The organism is Clostridium sp. HBUAS56010 (assembly GCF_007115105.1).
In the GTDB taxonomy this organism is placed as follows: domain Bacteria; phylum Bacillota; class Clostridia; order Lachnospirales; family Lachnospiraceae; genus Lacrimispora.
The window spans coordinates 696,711-723,172 of the sequence record NZ_SULJ01000001.1 but is presented as its reverse complement, the minus strand read 5'-3'; the positions used below and the strand labels follow the sequence as shown (position 1 = coordinate 723,172).

Genomic DNA, 26,462 nt, shown 5'->3' with positions numbered 1-26,462 from the left:
AATGTATCGGTTAATGATTGTAGAAGATGAAATGATTGAACGGATTGTGTTGAAGAAAATGCTTCAGAAGAAATTTGGAGATTGTTGTCAGGTTTTTGAAGCGCAAAACGGGAAAGAAGCCCTTGATACATTTCGGCGGGAAGCGATTCAGGTAGTGATTTTGGATATTGGAATGCCAGGGATTAACGGAATAGAAGCGGGAGAGATCATGCGTAGGGAAGATCCTCACTGCTGTCTGATCTTTCTTACAGCCTATGACCGGTTTGATTATGCAAAAAAGGCCATTTCTATAAAAGCCATGGAGTATATTTTAAAACCTTACTCCCAGAGGGAGGTAATCAGTGTGGTGGAAGAAGCACTCAGGATTACGGGAGAACGGGGAGTACTTCCCGGGCAGTGGAATGAAAAAGAGAGGGAAGAGTCTCTGGCGGTGGAAGAACCGGATTATTCCGGAAACCGTTTATCGGTTATGACTTCCATGGTGGAGGAATATATCCGTTCCAACTTCATGAATGACATATCCATGAATGAGATAGCCAGGGCGATTGGCTATTCCGAGCCTTATTTCTGCAAAATGTTCAAACAACAGTTTGGACAGAGTTTTACTTCTTATCTGATGGATTATCGGATAAAAAAAGCAAAGAAATTCCTTGAACAGCCCAATGTAAACGTAAAAGAAGTTGGGGTGAGAGTGGGATATGGGGATTCCAACTACTTTACTAAAGTTTTTAAACGGCTGGAAGGAATCAATCCTTCGGAATACAGAATGACGAAACTAAAAGAACTGTAAGAGAAAGATAATTAGCAAAAAGCACCTTGTATGAGAAAAATACAGGTGTTTTTTTGTGGCTAATAACGAAATATGTTAAAAAATTACTAAGGATATTAAAAAAATACCATAGAAAGAGAGGGTTTTAACCAGTATAATTAGTTTAAACACAGCAGGTGTGCAACAGGCAGAGAGGAGGATAAAGGGTGGAACAGGAATTATTTCGAATGGAAGGAATAAGTAAAAGTTTTCCCGGGGTCAAGGCTCTCGATCAAGTCAGTTTATCCGTATATAAAGGTGAGGTTTTAGGACTTGTAGGAGAAAATGGAGCAGGAAAATCCACATTGATGAAGATTCTGTCAGGGGTCTACCAGGCAGATGGCGGTGAGATTTTTATTGAAGGAGAAAAAGTATCAATAGATTCCGTTGCAAAAGCTCATGAGCTTGGAGTCAGTATTATTATGCAGGAGCTGAATATGTGCGGACATTTAAGCGTTGCAGATAATATTTTTATCGGAAGAGCTCATACAAAAGGAATCTTTATTGATGATGGAAAGATGCACCAGGAAGCACAGAAGATTCTTGATGACCTGGGAATTGAACTGAATACCTATACTCATGTAGGCAGTTTAAGCATTGCCCAGCAGCAGATGGTGGAGATTGCCAAGGCAATCAGCTTTAATTCTAAAATACTGGTTCTTGATGAACCAACAGCAACGTTAACAGAAAAAGAAATTGACCAGCTTTTTGGAATTATCAGACGTTTGAAACAAAAAGGGGTTGGAATGGTTTACATCTCCCACCGTATGGCGGAGTTAAACCAGATCTGCGAGCGGGTAACCATTATCCGTGACGGTCAGTATATCGGCACCAAGAATTTAAACGAGATTACCATGGACGAACTGGTTAATATGATTGTAGGACGTTCCTTAGAGGATAAATATCCAAAACACAAACGAACCATTGGCAAGGTCATGCTGGAGGCAAGAAATGTAAAAAGAGGAACAAAGGTAAATGCCGATTATTTCTGTGTAAGAAAAGGTGAAATTCTTGGAATTTCAGGTCTTGTAGGCGCAGGAAGAACCGAACTTATGAGATGTATCTTTGGTGCAGACCAGCCGGATTCCATGGAATTGTGGATGGATGGAAAGCCGATTAAGGTTAGTTCTGTTATCCAGGCAATCGGACATGGAATCGGATATGCCACAGAGGACCGGAAACGGGACGGTCTGGCATTAGGGCTGGATATTAAATATAACACGAACATGGCGCATCTTCCCAGTCTGACCAGATTTGGCTTCATCAATGACAAAGCAGGTCTTGAGAATGCGGAAAAATATGTAAAGCGGATGCGGACCAAAACCCCCAGTGTCCGTCAGTTATGCAGGAATCTTTCCGGCGGAAACCAGCAAAAAGTGGTTTTGGCAAAATGGCTCTGCAATGATGTAAAAGTCCTGATTGTAGATGAACCCACAAGAGGAATTGATGTAGGGGCAAAGTACGAGGTATATGAGTTGTTTAACCAGCTTAGTGACCAGGGCGTAGCAATTATTATGGTTTCTTCAGAACTGCCGGAGATTCTTGGAATGAGTGACCGGATTCTGGTTATTCATCAGGGAGAGATAAACGGGGAACTGGATGCAAAGACTGCCACCCAGGAAGAAATCTTATATCTGGCAGCAGGGTATAACAAACTGGAAGGAAAACCGGCTCCGGTGTTATCGGGTGCAGGTAAGAGAGAGGGAGAATAACAATGGTGACATTAAAAGCAAAAGGACAGGGAAAGAAAGGCGCTTCGTTTAGCAGGTTTGATGCGGCAACAAGGCGGGCAATCTATTCATTGGGAATCCTGATCGGATTGTTTATCCTGTTTTCGGTTCTTCAACCGGCGAAATTTCTGGCTCCGGCCAATTTGCAGAATCTTCTGCAGCAGATTGTAACTTATACCATCATCGGATGCGGTCTGACCTTCTGCCTTGTCTGCGGCGGAAATGACTTATCAGCAGGTGCTTCTATGGCGCTGTCGGGAATCATTATGGTAGCTCTTTTAATACAGGGGCTTCCACTGATTGTATGTATTATATTGTGCCTGGCAATGGGCGTGGTTACTGGTATTATGAACGGATTTTTCATTGAGATTCTGGGAGTGGTTCCTTTCGTTGCCACCCTGGCAACCCAGTGGGTCTACCGGGGTATGGCAAACGTTTTGGTAAACGGAGCGCCCCTTTACACAACCAACATTCCTTCCAAAGAAGTTCAGCAGCAGTTCTATATCCTGGGAGGCGGAAGAATCGGCGGAGACGGACTTCCGTACAGTGTTATTATCACTCTGGTCTATGCTTTAATTCTTGGAATTGTACTTGCAAAGATGCGTATCGGCAGACAGATCTATGCCTGCGGTTCTAATTTAGAGGCGGCAAAATTATCTGGTATTAATGCAGTAAAAACCCGTATGTTCGCTTATTGTATTTCGGGACTTTCAGCAGCCATCTGCGGAATTCTGGTAGCGTCCCGCCTTTCCAGTGCACAGCCAACTGCAGGTAACGGCTATGAGATGGAGGCAATTGCGGCTTCTGTACTTGGTGGAATCTCCATTCTCGGAGGAGAAGGAACGATTTTAAATACGGTAATCGGTGCTCTGATGATGGGTGTGATCCGAAACGGACTGAACTTAAACGGTGTCAATTCATTCTGGCAGCAGGTAATCGTAGGTATAATTCTTCTGATTGCAGTTGCTTCCCAGACAGCCAAAAAGAGCGGTGACTTAGGGGCAATCAAGCGGTTTTTTGGCTTGACAAAATAAAGTAAAAACTCAGGAGGGAAAGAAATGAGAAAAGTAGCAGCAGTTTTGTTGGCAGCAGCCATGGCAGTTACCGGTTTGGTTGGCTGTGGAAGCCAGTCTGGCGGAGACACCAACACCACAGTAGCAGGCAGTGCTGGAAAAGAAACAGCATCTGAAAAGACAGACGGAGCTAAAACACCGGCTAAAAAAGATGGGGAGAAAACCATTTATGTCATCGTAAAAGTTCTGGGCAATCAGTACTGGAGTGTTCTCCAGGCAGGTGCAGAACAGGCAGGAAAGGAACTTGGCTGCAACGTGGTTGTAATCGGAACGGCTTTGGAATCTGATATTGAAGGGCAGTTGACTCTTCTTCAGAATGCAGTATCTGCGCAGGCAGATGGTATTGTAATTGCACCTCTTGACAGTGTATCTCTTGACACACCTATTACAGAGGCAAATAATTCCGGAATTCCAGTTGTACTTGTGGACACAGTTATTAACAGCGACAATTACAGTGCAGCGTTACTGACCAACAATGTGGAAGCTGGTAAGACTGCAGCAGATGAACTGATCCGCAGATTAAAAGACAAAGGAATTTCAGAAACAGAAGAAGCACAGGTTGCAATCCAGGTAGGATCAACAGGATCACAGACTATCAATGACAGGGTAAAAGGCTTTAATGAATACTGGTCTGCCAATGCTCCTGCAAACTGGAAGGTTTTAAATAATGATATTAAGGTCAATGATGGAGATATCAGCAAAGCAGTTGGATATTGCCAGGACTTTATTACCACCTATCCTAATTTAAAAGCAGTATTTGGTCCAAATAATGGTTCTACAGTAGGATTTGTAACTGGTATTACTGAATCCGGACGTACAGACATTTCCATGGTAGGCTTTGACTTCTCTGCTGAGATCGAGACCATGATCCGCAGCGGCGAGTACGACGTAGCATCTGTGGTACAGCGTCAGTTTTATATGGGATATGACGGTGTAAGAACTGCTCTGGAACTGGCAGCAGGCGGAACCGTAAAAGAAAAGACCATTGACACCGGCGTTATCATGGTTGATAAAACCAATGTAGATGACAAAGAGGTTCAGTCAATCATCAATCCATAAAAAATAATCATAAAGTTTAAACGCTTCCTCTGTGCCCAGGGGAGGCGTTTTGGGGGTGAAGAAATGGATAAACGGATTGTAAAGGCAGGGGGAACGGCGGTACTGATTGTGGTACTGGCCATGGGAATCCTGGCGTTATGGAATGCAAAATTCAAAGAGGAGTTTTCTTTATTTTCCGGCAGGAGCACCGTTCCGGAATATGTATTTACCTATGCAGATAACCAGCCTGACGATTATCCCACCACACAGGGAGCGAAAAGATTTGCCCAACTGGTTTTTGAAAGAACCAACGGAAGAATTAAAATCAATGTATTTTCCGGGGAAAATATGGGAGATGAGAATCAGATTGCAGAGCAGCTTCAATATGGAGGCATTGATTTTGCCAGAGTATCGGTCATGATGCTGACCGATATAAAGCCTAAATTTAATGTGCTTCAGCTTCCTTATATCTATCGGGATGAAACTCATATGTGGAAGGTTTTAGACGGAACAATCGGCGAGGAGTTCAAAGAAGAATTAAATGGCAGTGGACTGGTTGCCTTGTCCTGGTTTGATGCAGGAGCCAGAAACTTTTATAATTCTTCACACCCCATTGAAAAGATTGAGGATTTAAGAAAAATGCGAATTCGGGTTGCAAAGTCAGATATGATGGCGGCAATGGTGGAAGCCCTGGGGGCAAAGGCGGTGCCAATGGCCTACTCTCAGGTGTATGCAGCACTGGAGACAAGTTCTATCGACGGGGCTGAAAATAACTGGCCTTCTTATGAAACCATGAACCATTATGAGGTGGCAAAATACATTACCTTAGATGCCCATAGCCGGATTCCGGAGATGCAGCTTGCCTCCCAGTCCACCTGGGAACGGTTAAAGAAAGAAGATCAGGAGATTATCAGAGCCTGCGGTGAGGAATCGGCTCTTTATGAAAGAGAGCTTTGGAAAATCAGGGAAGAGTCCGTAAAGGAAAAGCTGAAAGAAGCGGGCTGTATTGTGACAGAATTAAGCCCCTCGGAACAGGTGCGTTTCAGGGCTTCAGTCATGAGCGTGTATCAGACCTATTGCAGCGATTATATTGATGTAGTAAACCGGATTGCCCAGGAGCGGTAATAGAATCCGAAAATAATATATTATGAAATAAAAAGCGAACTTCCATACCAGGATAAGCCTGAGTGGGAGTTCGTTTTTTATTTCTTCCCAGCTATGAGCCTGAGAAGATTTATAAAAAGTATGTAATAAGAGTTGACAAACAATATTATACAACATATAATATATACTATACACGATATAATATAGAGAATGAAATAATATTATATATTGTTTTATACAAGAAAGAGAGGCGGCTTTTATGGGACCGAAGAAGTTGTACCGTTCCAGAAAAAATAAGGTGATCTGCGGGATCTGCGGAGGCATTGGAGAGTACTTTCGGGTGGATCCGGTCATGATAAGACTGATTTGGATATTCCTTATGATGTTTCAGTCATGGCGTTTGCTGTTTCATTCAATGATGGGGCTTTCCCTGGTAGGAACCAGTCTGGTGGTTTATATTATTGCAGCGGTAATTATACCCGTGGAGCCGGAGAATTAGAGGGAAGAGGCTGTATTTTGCCAGCAGAGATAGGAGTGAACATATGGTTTTTAACACAGGAGCAGCCTTATTGGATGCCATTGTTCTGGCAGTAGTATCCATAGACGCAGAAGGCACCTATGGTTATAAGATTACCCAGGATGTGAGGAATGTAATAGAAATTTCGGAATCGACCCTGTATCCGGTTTTAAGAAGGCTGCAAAAAGAAGAGTGTCTGGAAGTGTATGATAAGGCATTTGATGGAAGAAACCGGAGATATTATAAGATTACGGAAAAAGGACGGGTCCAGTTGAACCTGTATAAAGGGGAGTGGGAGAATTATTCCAAGAAGATATCCCGGATTTTTGAGGAGGCACATATATGAGCATGGAAGAGTTTATGGAAAGACTGGAGTATTTGCTTTCTGATATTCCAGAGGAAGAAAAAGCAGATGCCATTGAATATTACAGGAATTATCTGGAAGAGGCAGGACCGGAGAGTGAAAAAGAGGTCATCAGCAATTTCGGAAGTCCGGAGCGGATTGCGGCAATTATCCGTACAGAGATTTCAGGCAACCTAAAGGATGGGGGAGAATTTACAGAAAAAGGTTATGAGGATGAACGCTTCAAAGATCCTAATTATCAGGTAGCCAACCGCTATGATCTTCCGGAGGCATCAGAGAATATGGAAGACAGAGGGAAGGCGGAATCAGGAAATAAAAAAGAAGAACCTCGCGAGGCAGGACGACGGGCAAGGCTTATTGTATGGATTCTTCTTCTGGTGGCAGCATCTCCCATGCTGCTTGGAATCGGAGGCGGGCTGCTTGGACTGGTGGGAGGATTGTTTGGAGTATTAATTGCAGTGGTGGTGGTTGTAGGTGCCCTTACGCTGGCTTTTCTTGCCGCGGGAATTGCTTTAATCGTGGCTGGATTTGTTTCCACAGTGATTCATCCGTTAGGCGGACTTCTGGTCCTTGGTGCAGGGGTATTGATTTTAGGAATCGGATTTTTAGGTCTGGCTTTAAGCGGGTTGTTTTACGGCAGATTTATCCCGTTTTTATTTGAAAGCTGTGTAAATCTGATTCAGAACTTATTTCGTAAAAGGAGGAGTCTATGAACCGGTTTATCAAGGCATGTCTGACGGCAGCGCTGATCTGTATTTTTGCAGGCGGAGCAATTGCCGTGGTATCATCGGCATTTGGAGGGAATGTAATGGATGTTCTCCCGGAACCGATGAAGCAGTGGAAGACCCAGTTGGGGGATATTTCCAGCAATGAATTATTTGACCAGGAAGATTTTCTCTCTGACAAGGATTTTGGATATTATATGGATCAGGGGGAAATCATATATACCACAGAAGGTGTGAAGGAGCTTCATGGGGACATTACCTTAGGAATGGTTTTAATAAAAGATGATTCTCCAGATGAAACCATCACCATAAACAGCAATCAGGAGGCGTCTGGTTATGAGATTACGGAAGAGGAGGGCATATTAACACTGTCAAACCGTTCAGGAAAGAAGAACCGGAGGGGAGACGAGATACTTTTTACCATTCATATACCAAAGAACTATGAATTTTCCCGTGTGGACTTTGATTTACACCGTTCTGGTATGAATCAGAAAAGACAGGTGACCAGACTGACGATGAGTGCGAAAGGACTGAATGCCGTTGAGATGGATCTGACCGCCAGAGGCGGTGCAATCAGAATTGAGCAGGGAAAGGTCGGAACCTTTCAGTCGGAAGTGGAGGCAGGAGCTTTGGCATTTGCAGGAGCCATGAACGGTGATGTATCTGTCAAATGCAGGGCAGGAGCCGTGTCATTAAATCCAGGCGGCAAAAAGGAAGATTTTAATTATGATTTAAATTGTAAACTTGGAGCCGTGAAGCTGGGAGAGGATGGAATGTCTGTTTTAGAAAGCAGCAACCAGTTTGATCATGGAGCAGAAAAAGACATGAATTTAGATGTGGAAGTAGGCGCAATTAAAGTGAACTATGGAAACTGATGATACAGGAGGAGAACAAAGATGGACGACAATCAAAAGAAATTATACCGGTCAGATACTGATAAGATGCTTTGCGGCGTGTGCGGAGGAATTGCAGAATATTTTAGCATTGATGCAACAATTATCCGGCTTTTATGGGTGCTTTTAACCTGTTCCGGTCCTGGAATCCTGGCATATATTATTGCCGCACTTATTATTCCAAGAAGATATTAAGGGGTACGTTTAATTCCTTTTTTCAGGGGTATACTCTCACTAGGGTAAATACCCTGATGGAAGAAAGGAGACGAAAAAGAGATGTCAAAAGGAAAGAAAAATGAACCATTTGATCCCCATAATTTAAAACCAGAGGAAGTACTTAAATTTGAAATAGCCACAGAGCTTGGACTTAGTGATAAAGTAATAACCGGGGGCTGGCGCAGTCTGACGGCAAAAGAGAGCGGACGAATCGGAGGTCTGATTACCAAAAGAAAAAGAGAACTAAAAAGAGAAGTTTTAGAAAAACCAGAAGAGGCATAGAGGAAAAACCGGAATATCCTTGCACCAGAGGCTAAAATATTTTATAATGTACCTCGAAGAGGATAAATAATGGAAAAACGTGAACTGAGAAGCGGATTTACTACCGGAACCTGTGCAGCCGTTGCCGCCAAAGCGGCAGCAGCTATGCTGCTTTGTGGAAATTATATACAACATATGAAGCTTATTACACCAAAAGGGACGGAGGCCGATCTGCCCCTTTTTCATGCTGTCATAAACCAGAGAAAGGCTGTGTGTGCGGTACAAAAGGATGCAGGAGATGATCCTGATGTAACTCACCATGCCATGGTTTTTGCTGCGGTGGAATATTTGGGAGAGGACGAGGCAGAAGCATTAAAGACCTGCTATTGCAGTCAGGGGGAAGCGAATGAGGACAGCCCCCTTTATCTGACGGCTGGAGAGGGGATTGGCTGGGTGACAAAACCAGGCTTATCCTGCCCTGTTGGAATGCCTGCCATTAATCCGGTTCCAAGAGCCATGATATTTCAGGCAGTTTCAGATGCCAGACGGGAAGCCGGATATGAAGGCTCTTTAAAGATTTCCATATCCATGCCGGAGGGAAAAGAACTGGCAGAAAAGACCTTTAATGGGAAACTGGGCATCAAAGGCGGACTTTCTATTCTCGGAACAACCGGTATAGTAAAACCAATGAGTGAAGCAGCACTGACAGCAACCATTGAGTTGGAACTCCATATGAAAGCGGTAGCGGGGGAAAAGCGTGTAATCTTAACTCCCGGCAATTATGGGGAAGCATTTATTAAGGAAACCCTGGCTCTTTCCATGAAGGATGGAGTAATCTGCAGCAATTTTATTGGAGAAGCTTTTGGTATGGCAAAAAAAGAAGGATTTGAAAAGATTCTTTTTGTGGGTCATATTGGTAAACTGATCAAGGTGGCTGGCGGTGTTTTCAACACCCATTCCAAATATGGGGACCGGCGCATGGAGATTCTCTTAGACTGTGTCAGTGGGATTTTTAGCCCGGATGAAGAATTAAAGCAGCGGATCTTAAGCGCCAATACCATGGAGGATGCAGCAGGAATCTTAGTGGAGTATGAGATTTTAAAACCGGTTATGGATGAGGTTGTACATAGAATAAAAGAATATGCCACAGGCTGGAGTCAGGGGATCACCGTGGAAGTAGTTACATTTTCTGCCTCCTATGGAATCCTTGGCATGAGCAAAGGCGCAAAAGAATTAATCGGAATATTTTCAAAGGAAAACAAAGGATAAAACAAAGGATAAAACCAACAGGAGGAACAGCATGGCAGGGATCATGTACGGAATCGGAGTGGGACCAGGAGATCCGGAACTTATGACAATAAAAGCGGCAAAGAGGATTCGGGAATTAAACGTGATTGCAATTCCCCACAGTGACAAAGAGCAATGCACTGCTTACCAGATTGCCAGACAGGCAGTGCCGGAGATCGAAGATAAAAGGTGTCTTAGCCTTCCCATGCCGATGACCAAAGATCAGAAGATTTTAGAAGAAAGCCACGAAAAAGCGGCTGAAATGGTCATGGAATGTCTGGAACGGGGAGAGAATGTGGGGTTTATTACTCTTGGTGATGTGAGTATTTATTCCACCTTTACCTATTTAACCAGACGTCTGGAAGCAGAGGGCTATGAATTCCGTTTAGAGAGCGGGATTCCCTCTTTTTGTGCGGTGGCAGCAAGGCTTCAGATTCCTCTTGTCACAGGAGCAGAGGAACTTCACATCATTCCTGCATCTTACCAGATTTCCGATGCGTTGAAACTGCCGGGAGTAAAAGTTCTGATGAAGGCAGGAAGGCAGATGAAGGCGGTAAAAGAAGAGGTCAGAAAAAACGGTTTGGAAGCTCTGATGGTGGAAAACTGCGGAATGCCAGAGGAACGGGTATACCGCTCCCTGGAAGAGATTCCTGATACAGCAGGCTATTATTCATTATTGATTGTGAGGTAGATATGGTACATATTGTAGGAGCCGGTCCAGGAGCACCGGATTTAATTACTGTCAGAGGCAAAGAACTGCTAAAACAGGCTGATGTCATTATCTATGCAGGTTCCCTGGTCAATCCCGTGCTGCTTGATGAGAGAAAAGAAGGCTGTCAGGTCTATGACAGTGCAGCAATGACATTAGAAGAAGTAATTGCCGTAATCGGACAGGCAGAACAAGACAACAAGATAACTGTAAGGCTTCATACGGGAGATCCATGTATTTATGGTGCCATCAGAGAGCAGATGGATCTTCTTGACAAACTTCATATCTCCTATGAAGTTTGTCCGGGAGTCAGCTCATTTTGCGGAGCGGCATCAGCACTTAAGATGGAATATACCCTTCCCAAGGTGAGCCAGAGCGTGGTAATCACCCGGATGGCTGGAAGAACTCCAGTGCCGGATAGGGAATCCATCTCATCTTTTGCCGCCCATGGCGCTACTATGGTGATCTTTTTAAGCACTGGCATGCTAAAAGAACTTTCAAGAGAACTGATAAAAGGCGGGTATACCCCCGAAACTCCGGCTGCGATTGTATACAAAGCCACCTGGGAAGAGGAGAAAACGGTTGTCTGCACCGTTGAAAGTCTGAAAGATGAGGCAGACAGATATAAGATAAAAAAGACAGCTTTAATTATAGTAGGCAATGCCGTATCTCAAAGTTCTTACGAAAGGTCCAAGCTTTATGATCCTGTTTTTACAACAGAATACCGGAAGGGAACTGGTGAACCTACATGAAGCTTTCCCTTATCTGCTTTACAAAGGCAGGAGCCGGGTTATGCGTACATCTGATGGAAGAACTGGCGAAAGAAGGAGATCAGTGTCAGGGATTTGGTCCATCTGAGGATAGGCTTTTTCGTGTAAGCTCTTCTTTGAAGGAATGGACCAGACAACAGTTTGAACAAAAAGACGGGATTATTTTCATTGGGGCGGCAGGGATTGCGGTTCGTGCCATTGCTCCTTTTTTGCAGGGAAAGGACAAGGATCCGGCAGTTGTAGTGCTTGATGACATGGGACATTTCTCCATTTCTCTTTTATCAGGTCATCTGGGAGGTGCCAATGAACTGACAAAACGGGCAGCGAAGATTACGGGAGCACAGGCGGTCATTACTACAGCTACGGATATTCATGATAAATTTGCAGTGGATCTTTTTGCACAGGAGCAGGGGCTATATATTACCCGCCTGCCGATGATCAAAGAGATTTCTTCTGCTTTATTAAATGAAGAAAAGGTGGGATTTTTCAGCGATTTTCCAGTGGAAGGGAATTTGCCCCAGGGACTTTCTTTCTGCCAGTCTGGTAAGACGGATTTGTATATTACCATCAAAGACCAGGTGGAAGAAAATTTAAAACATGCCTTAAAGCTGGTTCCCCGGGTGGTGGTTCTTGGAATTGGCTGCAGAAAGGGAATTCCGGTGGAGGGAATTGTATCTGCGGTTGACCAGGTGCTTAAAGCCTGGAATATAAGCAAAGAGAGTCTTAGAGCATGTGCCAGCATTGATTTGAAAAAAGAAGAAGAAGGAATCTGCCGGTTTGCCAATATAAATGGAATTCCTTTTGTTACTTATCCGGCAAAGGTACTTTTGGAGGCGGAAGGAACCTTCACCCCCTCGCCTTTTGTAAAACAGGTGACAGGGGTCGATAATGTATGTGAACGGGCAGCCATTACCTTTATGGGAGAATTGGGAGGAGGTTCTCTTTTTATAAAAAAACAGCCGGTTCACGGCGTAACCGTAGCAGCCGCTGTTCTTGATTGGAAGGTGAGAATATGAAAAAAACAGGAAAACTTTATGTAGTAGGAATCGGTCCAGGCTCCTACGAAGATATGACCATAAGAGCGGTTAATGCCCTCAATAAAAGCGAAGTGATTGTTGGGTATACTGTATACATAGATCTGGTCCGGGACCATTTTCCCGGAAAGGAACTTCTTACAACGCCTATGCGAAAAGAAAAAGAGCGGTGCGAGATGGCACTTTTGGAGGCTGGTAAGGGAAAGACCGTATCCATGGTGTGCAGCGGAGATTCCGGTGTATATGGAATGAGCGGTTTGATTCTGGAGCTGGCAGAAGCGGATTTGGATATTGAGATCATTCCAGGGGTCACGGCAGCTTTAAGCGGAGGAGCCATTCTTGGAGCCCCTCTTGGCCATGACTTTGCGGTTATCAGTTTAAGCGATCTGCTCACTCCCATGGAGTCCATTGAAGAAAGGCTGAAACTGTCAGCAAAAGCGGATATGGTTCTCTGCCTTTATAATCCTTCCAGTAAAAAAAGAGCAGATTATCTGAAGAAAGCCTGCGATATGGTTCTGGAATACAAGGAGCCGGAGACCGTCTGCGGAATTGCAAAAAATATAGGCAGGGAAAAAGAAGAACTGGCAGTTATGACCCTCAAAGAGTTAAGGGAGACCCAGGTGGATATGTTTACAACTGTTTATATCGGCAATTCCATGACGAAAAACATCAACGGAAAGATGGTTACTCCAAGAGGATACAGACATGAGTAGAATCCTGATCTTTGGCGGGACCACAGAGGGAAGGCTTCTGGCAGAATACTGCCATGAGCAGAAAAAGAATGTGTGGATCAGTGTTGCCACAGGATATGGGAAGATGGTGCTTCCTGACAGCCCTTATTTTTTTGTTCACCAGACGCCTATGGATGAGGAAGAGATGGAGACTTTTATTCTGGAGCATGGGATCACTCTTGTTTTAGATGCCACCCATCCCTATGCGGCGGTGGTCAGCGAGAATATTAAGCTGGCATGTGAACATACAGGAGTCCGGAGAATCCGTGTAATAAGAAAATCCCTGACAGATAAAAACGATGCGGCAAAAGACGGACATATTATATGGACTGATTCGGTAGAAGGAGCTGTGGAATATCTCCAAAATACAGTAGGAGGGGTTCTGGTCACAACGGGCAGCAAGGAACTTTTAAAATATACAGCTCTGAAATCCTTTGAAGAACGGATTTATGCCAGAGTGCTTCCTTCTGTACCAGTCATATCCTCCTGTTCAGATATGGGAATAAAGGGAAAACATCTGATTGGCATGCAGGGCCCTTTTTCTACAGAAATGAATGAAGCCATGATCCGGCAGTATGACATCCGTTTTCTGGTTACGAAAGAATCCGGCAGTGCGGGAGGATTCAAGGAGAAGATGGAAGCTGCTGCCAGATGTCAGATTACTGCCATAGTCATCGGACGTCCCGCTCCAGAAACCGGAATGACACCAGAAGAAGTGAAAGAAGTGCTGGACGGATATGAGCCTGATGAAGAAGTGGGGATTTCCGATAAAACTTCTTTGTTTCAGCCGCTCAGACGGAAAGTCACCCTGATTGGTGCCGGAATGGGAGGAGCAGGTCAGTTAACGGGGCAGGCAGTCAGTGTGTTAAAGGAATGCGACGTTGTGTTTGGTGCAGGGAGAATGCTTAAGGATGCAGAAGATGTAATTTCTCATGGGAAAATGCTTCCCTGGTACAGTGCAGCGGATATTCTTCCATGGCTTCACGAACATAAGGAGTTTCTCAATATAGGAATTCTCTATTCCGGAGATACGGGATTTTATAGCGGAGCAAAAAAGATGGTGGAAGCGTTTTCTGACCCTTCTCTGGAAAGCAGCTATGATGTGGAAGTACTGCCTGGCATATCTTCTGTGTCCTATTTTTGTGCCAGACTGAAAACCAGTTGGCAGGATGTGCACCTGGTAAGCTTTCATGGAAGAGAAGGAGATATTTTGAAAGAACTTTCTCATGGGAATAAGGTGTTTGCTCTGCTTGATGGCACCAATACGGTAAATGCAATCTGCAAAAGTCTGTTAAAAGAAGGTCTTTCCCACGTGAAGCTTTCTGTTGGAGAGCGTCTGTCCTATGCCGGGGAGCGGATCACAACCGGAACGCCGGAGGACTTAAAGGAGCAGGAGTTTGATGTGCTGTCGGTAATATTAATTGAGAGGTAGTATATGAGAGATGAATTATTTATCCGGGGAGCGGTACCAATGACGAAAAGTGAAGTTCGGGCAGTTTCCATCTCAAAGCTTGAATTAACTCCGGATTCGGTTTTATATGATGTGGGAGCTGGAACTGGTTCGGTTTCTGTTGAGGCTTCCTTTCTGGTTCCCTCAGGCAGAGTCTATGCCATTGAAAAAAAGCCGGAAGCAGTCAGCCTGATCGGTGCGAACAAGGAAAAGTTTTCTGCACACCGGCTGGAAGTGGTAGAAGGAACCGCACCGGAAGCGTTAGGCAGTCTGGAGATGCCCACTCATGTGTTTTTAGGCGGAACATCAGGTTCCATGAAAGAGATCCTGAATCTGGTTTTAAAAAAGAACCCGGCTGTACGTGTGGTGATCAATGTTCTGGCTCTGGAATCCCTGGCAGAGGTGCTTGAGTGGTTAAGAGATCATCGTATTTCGTCAGAGGTGGTTCAGGTTCAGGTATCAAAGGCAAAAAAAGCAGGAAGCTATCATCTGATGATGGGATTGAATCCGGTGTATATCCTGTCTTTTGGAGGAGAGGGAGGAATGGAACGTGAGCAATCCCTATAAACGTCTTTTGATTGCAGCACCGAAAAGCGGCAGCGGAAAGACCATGATTACCTGTGGGCTTTTAACGGCTCTTTCCCTGCGGAACATTCCTTGCCGTTCCTTTAAATGCGGACCTGATTTTATTGATCCCATGTTTCACAAACAGGTGCTTGGTATTGATAGTGCCAATCTGGACACATATTTTCTGGATCAGGAAAAAGCAAAGAGATATTTTCTGGATCTGCCAGGAGACGGGGAGATTTCTCTGATTGAAGGCGTCATGGGCTATTATGACGGAGTGGGAGGAAATACGACCAGGGCAAGCTCTTATGAGGTTGCAGCTACACTGGATGCGCCGGTGGTTCTGGTCGTGGACTGCAAGGGAGCCAGCCTTTCCCTCGCTGCTGTGATAAAGGGCTTTCTGGATTATAAAGAGGACAGTCGTATTGCCGGTGTGATCTTAAACCGCACATCGAAAGTCATGGTTGAAAGGCTGAAGCCGGAGATTGAAAAACTGGGAGTAAAGGTATACGGCTTCCTGCCTGAATGTGAAGAGGGACGTTTAGACAGCCGTCATCTTGGACTGGTTCTCCCGTCAGAGTTAGAGGGGCTGAAAAATCAGCTTGAGGGTCTGGCATGTATTATAGAAGAGACCATTGAAATTGATGCACTTCTCGCTCTTGCTGACCAGGCACCTGCCCTTTCTTGTTTTGGGAAGGAAGAGGCGGTGATTTCGAAAGAAACAATCATGCCGGTGTCCGTGGGAATTGCCATGGATGAGGCTTTTTGCTTTTATTATCAGGAGAATTTAAAACTGTTAGAGAAGTTTGGAGCAAAACTTGTTCCATTTAGTCCTTTAAAAGATCAACATCTGCCAAAAGACATATCGGGATTAATCTTTGGAGGAGGTTATCCGGAACTTCACGGAAAAGAACTTTCAGAAAATTTTTCCTTGCTTTCGGATATACGAAATGTTTTTCAACAAGGCATTCCCATACTGGCAGAATGCGGTGGATTTATGTACCTTCATGAAGAACTGGAGACAGAAGATCACAGAATTTATCCCATGGCAGGCATAATAAAAGGAAAGACATTTCCCACAAAACGTCTGTCCAGATTTGGTTATGTGGAAGCCTTTCCAAAGGAAAATCTGTCCTTCTTACATGTGGGAGAATCCATAAAAGGTCATGAATTTCATTACTGGGACAGCGAAAACAATGGGGATTACTTAAGAGCAGAAAAACCAGGTCAGAAAAGAAACTGGGATTGTGTCCATGGCAGGCAGAATCTGTTTGCAGGCTTCCCTCATTTCTATTATCCCTCCAATCCTTTGCTTCCAAAGCGGTTTGTAACGGTATGCAGGGATCTTCTGGTACGGAAAGGACACCTTTTATGATAAAAGAACTGGAACCATATTTACACCAGATTGCTCCGCCGGATGAACATGCCATGGAACTGTCCCGGCTGCGCTGGAGCAAGGTGGCAAAGCCTTTGAACAGTCTGGGAGCACTGGAAGAAGACATGATAAAGATTGCAGGGATGCGCCGCACCTCCGAGGTAAAATCAGAACCATGCGCTCTGGTTATTATGTGTGCGGATAACGGAATTGTGGAAGAAGGGGTTACCCAGACCGGAAAAGAAGTAACCGCCGTTGTTGTTGAAAATATGACGGATGGCAACAGCAGTGTCTGCATTATGGCAGAAAGAGCGGGAGTGGATGTCTTTCCGGTGGATATAGGGGTAGCCAGGGATTTAAAATCAAAGACCCGTTACCCTCTTTTGAACAAAAAGATTTCTTATGGGACAAAAAACTTCTTAAAGGAGCCTGCCATGACAAGGGCTGATGCAGTTAAGGCTATTATAACGGGAATGTCCATCGTGGAAGAATTGTCATCAAAGGGGTATGGTCTGATCGCAACAGGAGAGATGGGAATTGGCAATACCACCACCAGCAGTGCCGTTGCTTCTATATTATTGAAGGAAGACCCTGGACTTCTGACTGGGAGAGGCGCTGGATTAAGCGATCAGGGATTAAAGCGAAAGCTGGAAGTAATTGAGGCAGGAATCTCCCGCTACGCCTGCTTATGCCATGACGGGATTGATGTCTTATCCATGGTAGGCGGACTTGATCTGGCTGGTCTTACCGGCGTGTTCTTAGGAGGAGCTGTTTACCGGGTTCCCATACTGGTGGATGGATTTATTTCTGCTACAGCAGCTCTGGCGGCGGAGCACATCTATCCGGGGTGCAGTGACTACATGCTTGCCTCCCATGTTTCTGCGGAACCGGCAGGAAGACGGCTCCTTGAGGAACTGAATCTTGTGCCTCTGATTCAGGCAGGACTGTGTCTGGGTGAGGGGAGCGGTGCAGTTGCTGCTGTACCTCTTCTTCTTATGGCAGCCGATATTTATGGAAAGATGAGCTCCTTTCATGATATTAAAATTGAAGAATATAAACCAATGGGAGGAAAGTCTTGATTACTCTTATAATCGGTGGAAGCGGGAGCGGAAAATCAGAATATGCAGAAAATCTGGTGGAGGGTTATGGAGAAGAGAGAAGAATCTACATTGCAACCATGAAGCCATGGGATGAAGAATGTGAACAGAGGATTTACAGGCACAGGAAGATGCGTGAAAAAAAACAGTTCAGAACCCGGGAATGTTACCGGGATTTAAAAAGTTTAAATTTAATGGATGAAGGAAAAAAACCAGATGTTCTTTTAGAGTGCATGTCTAATCTGGTATCAAATGAACTGTTTGGTATGGGTGATGGAGAAAGGGGATTTTCTTCGGAACAGGTAGTAAAAGAGGTGATAACAGGAATTTTAAAGGTGGCAGAACAGACTCGCCACTTCACCATTGTCACCAATGAAGTGTTCTCTGATGGAGACTGTTACAGCGAAGAAACCAATGTGTACCGGAAGACCCTGGCCCTGATTAACCAGAAAATTGGAGCCATGGCGGATCAGGTTATAGAAGTAATTGCAGGGATTCCTGTATTTTTAAAAGTAATTAATTGAAAAAAATCCTCACATATGCTATTGTTAAAACATAGTAGCATCCTGACACCAAAAACCCATGTTTGAGGCCGAAGGTTCGGCAGTTGGGGAATGATTAGCCGTACCTTTTTGGTGCGGTTTTTTCTTTGCGGATAATCACACACAAACGATTGAAACGGAGGAAGAGGTATGGAGACAAGAATTGCTGTCATCGGAATTGTTGTGGAGGAAGAAAAATCAGTGGAATTGCTCAATGATATTCTCCACGATTACCGTCGCTTTATTATTGGACGAATGGGAATTCCATATCCGAAAAAAGGCGTATGTATCATAAGTATTGCGGTGGATGCACCTCAGACCACCATCTCTGCGTTAACAGGCAAGATTGGAAAACTAAAAGGAATCAGTTCCAAGACGGCCTATCAGGGCATAGGGGGCTGATAGAACCAGTATTTCAAAAGCCACTGGCTTTATGAAAGAATATACCACTGACGGAGAAGCGGATGCTGACCCCAAAGAAAGGAAGTAATACATGATGTATGATCCAAAGTCACTAAAGGCGGAAGAGTTTATTTCACACGAAGAAATATTAGAAACTCTCGAATATGCGGAAAAAAACAAGCACAACGAGGAATTAATTGATCAGATTATTGAAAAAGCAAGAACTTTAAAAGGTCTGACACACCGGGAGGCCTCCGTGCTTCTGGCATGTGAGAATCCCGAAAAGATACAAAAGCTTTACGATCTGGCAGAGCAGATTAAGAAGGATTTTTACGGAAACCGAATCGTTATGTTTGCTCCCCTCTACCTCTCAAACTACTGCGTAAACGGCTGTACTTACTGCCCTTACCATATGAAGAATAAACATATCGCAAGGAAAAAACTGACCCAGGAAGAAGTGAAGAGAGAAGTGATTGCTCTTCAGGATATGGGACATAAACGTCTTGCAATTGAAGCAGGAGAAGATCCGGTTAATAATCCCATTGAATATATTCTGGAATGTATCAATACCATTTATTCCATCAAACATAAAAACGGTGCCATCCGTCGCGTGAATGTAAACATCGCTGCAACGACAGTTGAAAACTACAGAAAGCTGAAAGAGGCAGGAATCGGGACCTATATTTTATTCCAGGAGACTTATCACAAGGAAAGCTATGAAAAACTTCATCCAACAGGACCAAAGCATGACTATGCCTACCATACGGAAGCCATGGACCGTGCCATGGAAGGCGGCGTGGATGATGTTGGTTTAGGGGTTCTCTTTGGACTGGAACTTTATAAGTACGAATTTGCTGGACTTTTAATGCACGCAGAACATTTGGAAGCGGTTCACGGTGTGGGTCCCCATACCATCAGCGTTCCCCGGATCAAAGCGGCTGACGATATTGACCCGTCTGCTTTTGCCAACGGAATTGACGATGAAATCTTTGCAAAGCTCTGTGCACTGATCCGTGTATCTGTTCCGTATACAGGAATGATTGTATCCACCCGTGAGAGCCAGAAGGTAAGAGAAAAGGTAATCCGTCTGGGCGTATCTCAGGTCAGCGGTGCTTCCAGAACCAGTGTGGGCGGCTATCAGGAAGAAGAACGTCCTACGGATACGGAGCAGTTTGATGTATCTGATCAGCGTTCTCTTGACGAAGTGGTGCACTGGCTCATGGATCTTGGCTACATTCCATCATTTTGTACAGCATGCTACCGGGAGGGAAGAACCGGAGACCGTTTCATGAAGCTGTTAAAAAGCGGTCAGATTCATAACTGCTGTCAGCCCAATGCGCTTATGACCTTAAAAGAATATCTGATGGATTATGCATCCGATGATACGAAAAAGATCGGTGAGGCACTGATTAAGGCAGAACTGGACCGGATTCCAAAAGAAAAGGTACGCTTAATCTGTGAAGACCATCTGGAGAAAATCCAGGAAGGAATCAGAGATTTCCGCTTCTAAACACTTATGATGCTTAAGAGAGGTAAAACCTATGGGACTTAACGAAACTCCGTCATCCGAACGGGTACATATCGGCTTTTTTGGACGCCGCAACGCAGGAAAGTCAAGCGTGGTCAACGCAGTGACAGGTCAGGAGCTTTCCGTCGTATCTGATGTAAAAGGCACTACCACCGATCCGGTCCATAAATCCATGGAACTGCTTCCCCTGGGACCGGTAGTGATTATTGATACTCCGGGATTTGATGATGAAGGAACTTTAGGGGAGATGAGAGTCAGAAAGACAAAACAGATTTTAAACAGGGTGAACTGTGCCGTTTTAGTTGTGGATGAGACCGCTGGAAAATCAGAGGCAGACCAGGAACTGTTAAGACTTTTTAAAGAAAAAGACATTCCTTATGTGGTTGCTTATAATAAATGTGATATAAGCGGCAGCCAGGATCATGACGACGGACTGTCTGTCAGCGCAGAAAAAGGTCTGTTTATCCAGGAGTTAAAAGAACGGATTGGAAAGCTGGTGAACACTGGTGACATCACAAAAAGGCTGGTAGGTGATCTGTTAAAGCCTCTGGATCTGGTGGTACTTGTTATTCCTATTGACAAAGCGGCTCCAAAAGGACGGCTGATTCTGCCCCAGCAGCAGACCATTCGTGACATTTTAGAAGCTGGTGCAATTGCAATTTCTGTAAGAGATACAGAATTAAAGGAAGCCCTTAATCGTCTGGGAACAAAACCAGCTATGGTTATTACAGACAGCCAGGCGTTTGCCCAGGTGAGCAAAGATACACCGGAAGATATTCTGCTTACATCTTTTTCCATTCTCATGGCGAGATACAAAGGCTTCCTCACGGATGCGGTAAAGGGAGTAGCAGCTCTTTCCAGGCTGGAGGCTGGCGATAAGATTCTTATTTCAGAAGGCTGCACGCATCACAGACAGTGTGATGATATTGGAACGGTAAAACTGCCCAGATGGATTCATGAGTATACGAAAAAGAACCTTGTCATAGAAACGACTTCTGGCAGAGAGTTTCCTGAAGATTTAAGCCCATACCGGTTGATCATTCACTGCGGTGGCTGCATGCTCAATGAAAGAGAGATGGAATACCGCAGAAAATGTGCCGCTGATGCAGGTGTGCCGTTTACCAATTATGGCATTGCCATTGCGTTTATGAAGGGAATTTTAAAAAGAAGCCTTATGGTGCTTCCGGAGTTAGAAAAGATGCTTTCATAAACAGGAATGAAGAATAAAAAAGGATAAGACCGGCATCCGGAGTCAGGAAGCTGGTCTTATCTTTTTTGATATAGAAATGACATTTTTTACCGAGTGTGATATGATAGTTTTAAATGTTTGACAGAATATTACAAAGACATACAGGGAGATATTATGAAAGATCCGGTTATTGATGAAACAAAAAGCAGATTCAACTTATTGGGAAGTTTTGTGATTGCATTTTCCATGTATTCCCGGATTCCCATGCCTCAGGTAGAATGGACCAGGGAGCGGATGAAGTATACCATGTGCTTTTTTCCTCTGATTGGCGGAGTGATCGGTTTGCTTGTTTTGGGATTGGTTCAGGTCAGTCTAATGTTTTCCTTTCCTTTCTTTGCGAAGATTCTTCCGGTGGTAATTCCGGTTCTGATTACCGGGGGAATCCATATGGACGGGCTTTTGGATGTGATTGATGCAAAAGCTTCCCATCAGGACAGGGAAAAGAAGCTGGATATTCTAAAAGATCCTCATACCGGAGCATTTGCCATCATTGGATGCTGTGTTTATTTCCTTTTTTATACGGCAGCAGTCTGGGAGATGAAAACGGAGATGATGAAAGCCGTGTCCATGGTCTATCTGCTTACCAGGGCATTAAGCGGACTGGCTGTAGTCACCTTTCCCATGGCAAAAAAAAGTGGACTTGCCGCTTCTTTTTCCGGTGCTGCACATAAGAGAGCGGTAGGAAGGGTTATGGCGGCATACATTGCTATGTCATTTTTCGGAATCTGGTGGTTTGGAGGAATCCGGGCTGTTTCTGTCAGTCTGATAACCGCAGCGATTGTGTATGGGTACTATTATGTCATGTCAAAACGGGAATTCGGTGGAATTACCGGAGATCTTGCAGGATATTTTCTGCAGATCTGTGAACTGGCGCTGGTAACAGGACTTGCACTGGTATCTCATTTTTAAGATAGGAAGGACGAAAGATGATACTGATTGTTGGAGGAGCATGGCAGGGAAAGCTGGAATTTGCCAGGGAGTTATGCAAAGACAAAGGAATAGAAACGATTACTGTGGCAGAAGGAAGAACGGATTCCTATAGCGACGCTGCAAAATGCGTGGTAATCCATGGTTTCCATGAATACATACACCGGCTGCTCAGGGAAGGACGATCGGTGGAAGAGTGGCTGGATTCTTTGGAGCAGGATAATCCTGATGTGGTTATAATATCCAATGAACTGGGGTGCGGCATCGTTCCTGTCTTAGCCGAGGACCGGCAGTGGCGGGAAGTTACGGGAAGGTCTGTTACCAAAATTGCGAAGAAATCCCGGGAAGTTTACCGTGTGGTATGCGGGATTGCGGACAGAATCAAATAGACAAAGGATAAAAGTATGATACGACTACATTTACTGGCAGTGTTAACCGGCTGCTTTCTGGATTGTTGTCTGGGGGATCCCAGATGGCTGTGGCATCCGGTGTGCGCAATCGGGGATTTAATCAGCCGTTTGGAAAAACAATTGAGAAACTGGTTTCCAGAGGGAGAAAAAGGAGAACTGGCGGCTGGACGGTGGCTGGTGATTCTGGTACTTTTTATTACGGCAATTGTTTCAAGAGGTGTTTTAACTCTGGCTTTTATTGTTTCCCCTTATGCCGGATTTTTGGTGGAAAGTCTGATGTGTTATCAGATGATGGCATGGCGTTCCCTGAAAAAGGAAAGCATGAAGGTCTATAAAGGATTCTTAAAACAGGATGTGGAAGAAGCCAGGCAGGCTGTCTCCATGATTGTAGGCAGGGACACGAAGCTCCTATCGGATAAAGGGATTGCAAAGGCAGCCATAGAAACAATCGCGGAGAATACTTCGGATGGGATTATTGCCCCCTTGCTTTCCATGATTTTCTTTGGAGGAATTGGAATCTGCCTTTATAAAGCGGTGAACACCATGGATTCTATGGTCGGATATAAAAATGACCGTTACCTCTGGTTTGGGAGAGCAGCCGCGAAACTGGATGACTTTTGCAATTTCATACCGGCAAGAGTTTCAGCAGGGCTGATGATGGCAGCAGGATATATCTGTCAGTTTTTTTACCAGTTAAGGAGTTCCGGGAAAAATCCTTACTCCGGTGCCATGGGAGTAAAAATCTTTCTAAGGGACAGGTTTTGTCATAAAAGCCCCAATTCAGCACAGACCGAGGCAGTGTGCGGTGGTGTACTGCAGATTGAACTGGCAGGAGATGCCTGGTATTTTGGAACATTACATGAAAAACCAACCATAGGTGATCCAGTCAGACCCGTAGAATATGATGATATTAAAAGAGCTGTGCATCTTATGACAGTGACTTATATTCTTGCGCTGCTTCCGGTTTTTATATTGTTTTTTGCTATGGGATAACCAGTTAATATAGAAGATACAGGAGAGAGAATATGGAGTATCAACACGGCGGTGATATTTATACCAACTGTGTCACAATGGATTTTTCCGCAAATATTAATCCTAAGGGAATTCCGGAATCCGTAAAAGAGGCAATGTATCATGCCGTGGATCAGGCATTTTGCTACCCGGACAGCGAGTGCAGATTGCTGAGAGAAGACCTTTCCAGATTTCATAACATTCCAATGGAACAAATCCTTTGTGCAAACGGGGCGGCAGATTTGATCTTTCAGGTGGCATGGGCGCTCCGCCCCAGACAGGCACTGTTAATTGCCCCGTCATTTCTGGAGTATGAGCAGGCACTTCGTTCTATCTCCTGCCACATCACTTATTATGATTTAAAAGAGGAACAGGGCTTTGTGCTTCATGAAGATGCCTTGATCCAGTGGCTGGAGCAGCAGCCTGTTGCTTTTGACATCCTGTTTTTATGTAATCCCAATAATCCCACAGGCTTTGTACTGGAACAGAAGCAGTTAAATTCCATTCTGGATTATTGCAGGAAAAAAGGAATATTCTGTGTGGTTGATGAATGTTTCAATGAATTTTTGGATGAGCCATGGCGGTATTCTGTTTTGGAGCGGTTGAGGCAGAAAGAATCCGGCGGTGTGTTTGTACTAAAGGCATTTACAAAGATTTATGCCATGGCAGGAGTCCGGCTCGGTTATGGAATCTGCGGAGACAGTCAGGTTCTTCATGGAATACAAAAGATTCGCCAGCCCTGGTCGGTATCAGGCATTGCCCAGGCGGCAGGAGTGGCAGCTTTAAAGGAGAACCGCTATGTAGAGGAGAGCAGAGTATTGATTGCCAGGGAACGGGAGTTTTTAAAGGGGCGCCTTATGACTCTGGGGTTTCATGTCTTTGATTCCAAAGCAAATTATATATTTTTTAAGGATACAAGAACCATTGCAGAAAAAAGAGAAAAACTGCTATATTATGAGATGCTTGAAAGAAAAGTTCTGATTCGCTCCTGCGGCAATTACAGAGGACTTGACGGGACTTATTACCGCATCTGTGTAAAACAAAGGAAAGAAAATGAAGAATTTCTTTCTGTATTAGAATCTTTATGGAAAGAAGGTGACATTACCTGTGGCTAGAACAATAATGATACAGGGAACCATGTCCAATGCAGGCAAAAGCCTGATTGTGGCTGGGCTATGCCGGATACTAAAACAGGACGGGTTCCGGGTGGCTCCGTTTAAATCCCAGAATATGGCACTGAATTCCTATATTACAGAAGAAGGGCTTGAGATGGGACGTGCCCAGGTGGTGCAGGCAGAGGCTGCCGGTGTGAAACCGGAAGCAGCCATGAACCCTATTTTATTAAAACCAACCAATGACACAGGTTCCCAGGTTATTGTTAACGGGATTTCCATTGGAAATATGCCGGCAAGACAGTATTTTGCATACAAGAAAAAACTGATACCGGAGATTTTAAAAGCCTTTGACCATTTATCCCGTGCCTATGATATTATTGTTATAGAAGGGGCTGGCAGCCCGGCAGAGATTAACTTAAAACAGGACGATATTGTGAACATGGGAATGGCAAAGATGGCAGATTGCCCTGTTCTTTTGGTGGGAGACATTGACAGGGGCGGAGTATTTGCCCAGTTATATGGAACTGTGATGCTTTTAGAGCCGGAGGAACGGGAGCGGATCGCCGGCCTGATTGTGAATAAATTCCGTGGAGATAAAACCATTCTGGATCCTGGTCTTGTGATGATTGAAGAAAAGTTAAACATTCCCGTAACCGGAGTAGTTCCTTATATGAAGGTGGACATCGAAGATGAAGACAGCCTTGGAACACATCTCATGGGAACTGGTAAGACGGAGCATACGGCAGTGGACATTGCGGTAATCCGGTTTCCCAGAATTTCTAACTTCACGGATTTTCAGATCTTTTTTTCCATGCCCGAAGTACAGCTTCGGTTTGTGGAGAAGGAGAAGGATCTGGGCAATCCAGATCTCATAATCTTACCCGGAAGCAAGAATACAACAGAAGATCTGCTCTGGATGAGGCAGAATGGCCTGGAAGCATCTGTTTTTAAATTACATGCGTCAGGAATTCCGGTGTTTGGAATATGCGGGGGATTTCAGATGTTGGGAGAGAGCCTTGCTGATCCGGAGGGTGTAGAGACTCAGGCAGTCCAGTCACCGATCCGGGGAATGGGACTTCTTCCGGTTCACACGGTGTTTGGAAAAGAAAAGACCAGAACCAGAGTAATCGGGAATCTTTTGGATGTGGGCGGTATGTTCTTTGAGCTTTCCGGTCTGGAAGTAGAAGGATATGAGATTCATATGGGAGAGACATATGGTGCCGTAAACACGCTGACCAGTGTAAGAGAATACCAGTCCGGAGCAAAAACCATGAAGATGGATGGCTGTCAGGGAGAGAATGTATATGGAACTTACCTTCATGGATTTTTTGACAGGGAACCCATTGCCCAAAGAATAGTAAAAGCTTTGAGACGGAAAAAAGGGCTTCCTGATTCGCCCGAGGAAGGAATATCCTATGAAGATTATAAAGAAGAACAGTATAACCGGCTGGCAGAATATCTTCGTGAAAGTCTTGACATGGAAAAAATTTATGAAATCATGGGATTGGAACAAAAACAGAATGATTAAA

General features: G+C 44.5%; 29 protein-coding genes. All 29 read left to right on the top strand.

The features are described from left to right. Position 1 precedes the first annotated feature (1 nt). Entirely contained in the window at positions 2–790 is a 789-nt protein-coding gene (locus FAY33_RS03495; protein ID WP_143319358.1) for a response regulator, read from the top strand. A 206-nt stretch (positions 791–996) separates the two neighbouring features. Next, the gene (locus FAY33_RS03490; RefSeq protein WP_207705998.1) at positions 997–2,520 is read left to right on the top strand and encodes a sugar ABC transporter ATP-binding protein; all 1,524 of its coding nucleotides are present in this window, start codon (positions 997–999) and stop codon (positions 2,518–2,520) included. A gap of 2 nt (positions 2,521–2,522) precedes the next feature. Further along, on the top strand, positions 2,523–3,572 hold the full coding sequence (locus FAY33_RS03485) for an ABC transporter permease (protein WP_143319356.1): 1,050 nt from the start codon (positions 2,523–2,525) through the stop codon (positions 3,570–3,572). A 24-nt stretch (positions 3,573–3,596) separates the two neighbouring features. Beyond that, positions 3,597–4,670: an ABC transporter substrate-binding protein gene (locus FAY33_RS03480; protein ID WP_143319355.1), complete on the top strand. Its 1,074-nt coding sequence runs from the start codon at positions 3,597–3,599 to the stop codon at positions 4,668–4,670. Positions 4,671–4,733: 63 nt separating this feature from the next. Continuing rightward, positions 4,734–5,774, top strand: coding sequence for a TRAP transporter substrate-binding protein (locus tag FAY33_RS03475; protein ID WP_143319354.1), 1,041 nt, complete (start codon positions 4,734–4,736; stop codon positions 5,772–5,774). 238 nt (positions 5,775–6,012) lie between these two features. Next, positions 6,013–6,252: a PspC domain-containing protein gene (locus FAY33_RS03470; protein WP_143319353.1), complete on the top strand. Its 240-nt coding sequence runs from the start codon at positions 6,013–6,015 to the stop codon at positions 6,250–6,252. A gap of 43 nt (positions 6,253–6,295) precedes the next feature. Continuing rightward, positions 6,296–6,616: a PadR family transcriptional regulator gene (locus FAY33_RS03465; RefSeq protein ID WP_143319352.1), complete on the top strand. Its 321-nt coding sequence runs from the start codon at positions 6,296–6,298 to the stop codon at positions 6,614–6,616. Further along, positions 6,613–7,347 carry a DUF1700 domain-containing protein gene (locus FAY33_RS03460; RefSeq protein WP_143319351.1) on the top strand — a complete coding sequence of 245 codons (735 nt, stop codon included), beginning with the start codon at positions 6,613–6,615 and terminating at the stop codon, positions 7,345–7,347. The genes FAY33_RS03465 and FAY33_RS03460 overlap by 4 nt, the downstream gene beginning before the upstream one ends. Beyond that, positions 7,344–8,234: a hypothetical protein gene (locus tag FAY33_RS03455; protein ID WP_143319350.1), complete on the top strand. Its 891-nt coding sequence runs from the start codon at positions 7,344–7,346 to the stop codon at positions 8,232–8,234. The genes FAY33_RS03460 and FAY33_RS03455 overlap by 4 nt, the downstream gene beginning before the upstream one ends. Positions 8,235–8,255: 21 nt before the next feature. After that, complete coding sequence (locus FAY33_RS03450) at positions 8,256–8,447, top strand: PspC domain-containing protein (protein ID WP_143319349.1); 192 nt, start codon at positions 8,256–8,258, stop codon at positions 8,445–8,447. Positions 8,448–8,528: 81 nt separating this feature from the next. Beyond that, positions 8,529–8,750 carry a small, acid-soluble spore protein, alpha/beta type gene (locus tag FAY33_RS03445; RefSeq protein WP_143319348.1) on the top strand — a complete coding sequence of 74 codons (222 nt, stop codon included), beginning with the start codon at positions 8,529–8,531 and terminating at the stop codon, positions 8,748–8,750. A gap of 69 nt (positions 8,751–8,819) precedes the next feature. Continuing rightward, positions 8,820–9,998 carry a cobalt-precorrin-5B (C(1))-methyltransferase CbiD gene (gene cbiD / locus FAY33_RS03440; protein WP_143319347.1) on the top strand — a complete coding sequence of 393 codons (1,179 nt, stop codon included), beginning with the start codon at positions 8,820–8,822 and terminating at the stop codon, positions 9,996–9,998. A 31-nt stretch (positions 9,999–10,029) separates the two neighbouring features. After that, on the top strand, positions 10,030–10,707 hold the full coding sequence (gene cobI, locus FAY33_RS03435) for a precorrin-2 C(20)-methyltransferase (protein ID WP_143319346.1): 678 nt from the start codon (positions 10,030–10,032) through the stop codon (positions 10,705–10,707). Positions 10,708–10,709: 2 nt separating this feature from the next. Further along, complete coding sequence (cobM, locus tag FAY33_RS03430) at positions 10,710–11,477, top strand: precorrin-4 C(11)-methyltransferase (RefSeq protein ID WP_143319345.1); 768 nt, start codon at positions 10,710–10,712, stop codon at positions 11,475–11,477. Further along, a complete protein-coding gene (locus tag FAY33_RS03425; RefSeq protein WP_143319344.1) occupies positions 11,474–12,511 on the top strand; it encodes a cobalt-precorrin 5A hydrolase in 1,038 nt (345 codons plus the stop codon). Before cobM ends, FAY33_RS03425 begins: the two co-directional genes overlap by 4 nt. Further along, positions 12,508–13,242, top strand: a complete 735-nt coding sequence (gene cobJ / locus FAY33_RS03420; RefSeq protein WP_143319343.1) for a precorrin-3B C(17)-methyltransferase — start codon at positions 12,508–12,510, stop codon at positions 13,240–13,242. The genes FAY33_RS03425 and cobJ overlap by 4 nt, the downstream gene beginning before the upstream one ends. Then, the gene (cobK, locus tag FAY33_RS03415; RefSeq protein ID WP_143319342.1) at positions 13,235–14,692 is read left to right on the top strand and encodes a precorrin-6A reductase; all 1,458 of its coding nucleotides are present in this window, start codon (positions 13,235–13,237) and stop codon (positions 14,690–14,692) included. Before cobJ ends, cobK begins: the two co-directional genes overlap by 8 nt. A gap of 3 nt (positions 14,693–14,695) precedes the next feature. Then, positions 14,696–15,277: a precorrin-6Y C5,15-methyltransferase (decarboxylating) subunit CbiT gene (cbiT, locus tag FAY33_RS03410; RefSeq protein ID WP_143319341.1), complete on the top strand. Its 582-nt coding sequence runs from the start codon at positions 14,696–14,698 to the stop codon at positions 15,275–15,277. Next, positions 15,261–16,652, top strand: a complete 1,392-nt coding sequence (locus FAY33_RS03405; protein ID WP_143319340.1) for a cobyrinate a,c-diamide synthase — start codon at positions 15,261–15,263, stop codon at positions 16,650–16,652. Before cbiT ends, FAY33_RS03405 begins: the two co-directional genes overlap by 17 nt. Next, positions 16,649–17,731: a nicotinate-nucleotide--dimethylbenzimidazole phosphoribosyltransferase gene (gene cobT / locus FAY33_RS03400; protein ID WP_143319339.1), complete on the top strand. Its 1,083-nt coding sequence runs from the start codon at positions 16,649–16,651 to the stop codon at positions 17,729–17,731. Before FAY33_RS03405 ends, cobT begins: the two co-directional genes overlap by 4 nt. Continuing rightward, positions 17,728–18,273 (top strand): bifunctional adenosylcobinamide kinase/adenosylcobinamide-phosphate guanylyltransferase, encoded by a 546-nt coding sequence (locus FAY33_RS03395; RefSeq protein WP_143319338.1) that lies wholly within the window; start codon positions 17,728–17,730, stop codon positions 18,271–18,273. Before cobT ends, FAY33_RS03395 begins: the two co-directional genes overlap by 4 nt. 168 nt (positions 18,274–18,441) lie before the next feature. Further along, positions 18,442–18,693 carry a TM1266 family iron-only hydrogenase system putative regulator gene (locus FAY33_RS03390; RefSeq protein ID WP_143319337.1) on the top strand — a complete coding sequence of 84 codons (252 nt, stop codon included), beginning with the start codon at positions 18,442–18,444 and terminating at the stop codon, positions 18,691–18,693. 94 nt (positions 18,694–18,787) lie between these two features. Then, positions 18,788–20,203 carry a [FeFe] hydrogenase H-cluster radical SAM maturase HydG gene (gene hydG, locus FAY33_RS03385; protein WP_143319592.1) on the top strand — a complete coding sequence of 472 codons (1,416 nt, stop codon included), beginning with the start codon at positions 18,788–18,790 and terminating at the stop codon, positions 20,201–20,203. Between the two features lie 31 nt (positions 20,204–20,234). Next, positions 20,235–21,431: a [FeFe] hydrogenase H-cluster maturation GTPase HydF gene (hydF, locus tag FAY33_RS03380; protein WP_143319336.1), complete on the top strand. Its 1,197-nt coding sequence runs from the start codon at positions 20,235–20,237 to the stop codon at positions 21,429–21,431. Positions 21,432–21,584: 153 nt separating this feature from the next. Beyond that, entirely contained in the window at positions 21,585–22,379 is a 795-nt protein-coding gene (locus tag FAY33_RS03375) for an adenosylcobinamide-GDP ribazoletransferase (RefSeq protein ID WP_143319335.1), read from the top strand. Between the two features lie 17 nt (positions 22,380–22,396). Continuing rightward, positions 22,397–22,786 (top strand): bifunctional adenosylcobinamide kinase/adenosylcobinamide-phosphate guanylyltransferase, encoded by a 390-nt coding sequence (locus tag FAY33_RS03370; RefSeq protein ID WP_143319334.1) that lies wholly within the window; start codon positions 22,397–22,399, stop codon positions 22,784–22,786. A gap of 15 nt (positions 22,787–22,801) precedes the next feature. After that, entirely contained in the window at positions 22,802–23,800 is a 999-nt protein-coding gene (gene cbiB, locus FAY33_RS03365; RefSeq protein ID WP_185967470.1) for an adenosylcobinamide-phosphate synthase CbiB, read from the top strand. 32 nt (positions 23,801–23,832) lie between these two features. Further along, positions 23,833–24,933: an aminotransferase class I/II-fold pyridoxal phosphate-dependent enzyme gene (locus tag FAY33_RS03360; protein WP_143319333.1), complete on the top strand. Its 1,101-nt coding sequence runs from the start codon at positions 23,833–23,835 to the stop codon at positions 24,931–24,933. Next, complete coding sequence (locus FAY33_RS03355) at positions 24,926–26,461, top strand: cobyric acid synthase (protein ID WP_143319332.1); 1,536 nt, start codon at positions 24,926–24,928, stop codon at positions 26,459–26,461. The genes FAY33_RS03360 and FAY33_RS03355 overlap by 8 nt, the downstream gene beginning before the upstream one ends. Position 26,462: the final 1 nt, after the last annotated feature.

Excerpts from the sequence above, each read along its gene's own strand:
- FAY33_RS03495 (WP_143319358.1), top strand. The coding sequence starts at position 2 with ATGTATCGGTTAATGATTGTAGAAGATGAAATGATTGAACGGATTGTG.
- FAY33_RS03490 (WP_207705998.1), top strand. The coding sequence starts at position 997 with ATGGAAGGAATAAGTAAAAGTTTTCCCGGGGTCAAGGCTCTCGATCAA.
- FAY33_RS03485 (WP_143319356.1), top strand. The coding sequence starts at position 2,523 with ATGGTGACATTAAAAGCAAAAGGACAGGGAAAGAAAGGCGCTTCGTTT.
- FAY33_RS03480 (WP_143319355.1), top strand. The coding sequence starts at position 3,597 with ATGAGAAAAGTAGCAGCAGTTTTGTTGGCAGCAGCCATGGCAGTTACC.
- FAY33_RS03475 (WP_143319354.1), top strand. The coding sequence starts at position 4,734 with ATGGATAAACGGATTGTAAAGGCAGGGGGAACGGCGGTACTGATTGTG.
- FAY33_RS03470 (WP_143319353.1), top strand. The coding sequence starts at position 6,013 with ATGGGACCGAAGAAGTTGTACCGTTCCAGAAAAAATAAGGTGATCTGC.
- FAY33_RS03465 (WP_143319352.1), top strand. The coding sequence starts at position 6,296 with ATGGTTTTTAACACAGGAGCAGCCTTATTGGATGCCATTGTTCTGGCA.
- FAY33_RS03460 (WP_143319351.1), top strand. The coding sequence starts at position 6,613 with ATGAGCATGGAAGAGTTTATGGAAAGACTGGAGTATTTGCTTTCTGAT.
- FAY33_RS03455 (WP_143319350.1), top strand. The coding sequence starts at position 7,344 with ATGAACCGGTTTATCAAGGCATGTCTGACGGCAGCGCTGATCTGTATT.
- FAY33_RS03450 (WP_143319349.1), top strand. The coding sequence starts at position 8,256 with ATGGACGACAATCAAAAGAAATTATACCGGTCAGATACTGATAAGATG.
- FAY33_RS03445 (WP_143319348.1), top strand. The coding sequence starts at position 8,529 with ATGTCAAAAGGAAAGAAAAATGAACCATTTGATCCCCATAATTTAAAA.
- cbiD (WP_143319347.1), top strand. The coding sequence starts at position 8,820 with ATGGAAAAACGTGAACTGAGAAGCGGATTTACTACCGGAACCTGTGCA.
- cobI (WP_143319346.1), top strand. The coding sequence starts at position 10,030 with ATGGCAGGGATCATGTACGGAATCGGAGTGGGACCAGGAGATCCGGAA.
- cobM (WP_143319345.1), top strand. The coding sequence starts at position 10,710 with ATGGTACATATTGTAGGAGCCGGTCCAGGAGCACCGGATTTAATTACT.
- FAY33_RS03425 (WP_143319344.1), top strand. The coding sequence starts at position 11,474 with ATGAAGCTTTCCCTTATCTGCTTTACAAAGGCAGGAGCCGGGTTATGC.
- cobJ (WP_143319343.1), top strand. The coding sequence starts at position 12,508 with ATGAAAAAAACAGGAAAACTTTATGTAGTAGGAATCGGTCCAGGCTCC.
- cobK (WP_143319342.1), top strand. The coding sequence starts at position 13,235 with ATGAGTAGAATCCTGATCTTTGGCGGGACCACAGAGGGAAGGCTTCTG.
- cbiT (WP_143319341.1), top strand. The coding sequence starts at position 14,696 with ATGAGAGATGAATTATTTATCCGGGGAGCGGTACCAATGACGAAAAGT.
- cobT (WP_143319339.1), top strand. The coding sequence starts at position 16,649 with ATGATAAAAGAACTGGAACCATATTTACACCAGATTGCTCCGCCGGAT.
- FAY33_RS03390 (WP_143319337.1), top strand. The coding sequence starts at position 18,442 with ATGGAGACAAGAATTGCTGTCATCGGAATTGTTGTGGAGGAAGAAAAA.
- hydG (WP_143319592.1), top strand. The coding sequence starts at position 18,788 with ATGTATGATCCAAAGTCACTAAAGGCGGAAGAGTTTATTTCACACGAA.
- hydF (WP_143319336.1), top strand. The coding sequence starts at position 20,235 with ATGGGACTTAACGAAACTCCGTCATCCGAACGGGTACATATCGGCTTT.
- FAY33_RS03375 (WP_143319335.1), top strand. The coding sequence starts at position 21,585 with ATGAAAGATCCGGTTATTGATGAAACAAAAAGCAGATTCAACTTATTG.
- FAY33_RS03370 (WP_143319334.1), top strand. The coding sequence starts at position 22,397 with ATGATACTGATTGTTGGAGGAGCATGGCAGGGAAAGCTGGAATTTGCC.
- cbiB (WP_185967470.1), top strand. The coding sequence starts at position 22,802 with ATGATACGACTACATTTACTGGCAGTGTTAACCGGCTGCTTTCTGGAT.
- FAY33_RS03360 (WP_143319333.1), top strand. The coding sequence starts at position 23,833 with ATGGAGTATCAACACGGCGGTGATATTTATACCAACTGTGTCACAATG.